At 53.3% G+C, this 1,228-nt stretch carries 2 protein-coding genes and 1 pseudogene; 1 reads left to right on the top strand and 2 read right to left on the bottom strand.

The window, feature by feature from the left end; genetic code table 11:
- Positions 1–176: 176 nt before the first annotated feature.
- A complete protein-coding gene (locus J2751_RS15465) occupies positions 177–500 on the top strand; it encodes a cupin domain-containing protein (protein WP_209487344.1) in 324 nt (107 codons plus the stop codon).
- Between the two features lie 26 nt (positions 501–526).
- Here the strand turns inward: J2751_RS15465 and J2751_RS15670 are convergent, their stop codons facing one another.
- Complete coding sequence (locus tag J2751_RS15670; RefSeq protein ID WP_245202894.1) at positions 527–754, bottom strand: SHOCT domain-containing protein; 228 nt, start codon at positions 752–754, stop codon at positions 527–529.
- Positions 755–1,054: 300 nt separating this feature from the next.
- Positions 1,055–1,228 (bottom strand): annotated as a pseudogene (locus J2751_RS15455) (IS4 family transposase); the annotation flags it as partial.

The raw sequence follows: 1,228 nt of genomic DNA, 5'->3' as shown, positions 1-1,228 counted from the left end.
TCTCGTTATGTTTTCGCTGGAATCCCGTTTTCCTGATTGAATGCTGAGGGAAGTCTTCGTGTACTTTCCACAATCACAGTTCATTTGGATGGGGCTGTATGAGGTCTTCACATTCTTGTATTTCATCATTGAACTGGAACCGGTGGAAATAACCTTATCGAAACGATACTATGCGTGTGAATCAAATTAATATTGCCGAATCAGCAGAACAACTGGACGAAGACGATGAGATAGAGATCGAGGCGATGCGAAAAGACTCCTTCAGCTTCCATGTCATGCGGTTTGAACCTGGAGACGAAGATTCGATGCACGCCCACTCCGTCGATGAGATTTATCATGTCGATACAGGAAAGGCGACGCTCGTAACAGAAGAGGAGTCCATCGAAGTTGAACCAGGCGACGTCATTCATCTCGAGCCTGAAACAGACCACCAGTTCATAGACTTTGAGGGTGAGTTCGTGGTCACAGTGACGTACGCACCTGGGGAGGGATCTGAATAAATAAATCCACTTCGGAAAGAATAGATTCAGCGTTTGCGGTCAATCGACTCGCGTTCGTGGTCTGTCGGCCTATAGCGGCTTTGCTGTCCGTGGTCGGGCCCTGCTTCTGCGCGCTCGCGTTCGCGATCGGCGTCGACTAACCGTTCGAGTCGGCGTTCAAACTCCGCATCAGTGAGTTCGCCATCGACGTATTGATGTTTCAGACGGTCGATTGGCGTCTCTGAGACTGTCGAATCGTCTGTCGACCACGGCAATTTCTCACCCGCGGATACCCTGTCGGCGAGGTATCCGCCAAGTGCGCTACTGCCAACGACGTATGCTGCACCGAGGAGTGTGAGCGCGAGTACCCCAACGGTTGCAGCCGGAGAGACGGTCGACGCAACGGCGACTGCAACAAATGTTAGCGGCAGCGAAAACAGCGTGACTAACCCACCCGCCGCGGCACCGATTTTAGCCCCACGGTCTGCCGTATTAGGGTCGGTCCAACTGGCAACACCGCCGCCAATTGCTGGAGCGATTAGCCCGACGACTGGCAAGACACCATTCGTCTTTAGCTAAGACTCACACCTCGGTTGTGTAGCGGTAGCAAGCGTCTCTTGTAAGATCGGTCGTTGTTGATGGATCTTCTGAGCATCCTCGATGAGCCGCTCCAGCAACGGTGGTGGTGAGTAGCCGAGGTACTCACCGAGTTCGTGGAGAACAAGCTGGGCGTGCGACCGGAAGGTCGC

Origin of the sequence: Halorubrum alkaliphilum, assembly GCF_017873815.1 — an archaeon.
In the GTDB taxonomy this organism is placed as follows: Archaea; Halobacteriota; Halobacteria; order Halobacteriales; family Haloferacaceae; genus Halorubrum; species Halorubrum alkaliphilum.
The sequence above is the reverse complement of the archived record's forward strand: the minus strand, read 5'-3'. Positions and strand labels throughout refer to the sequence as shown.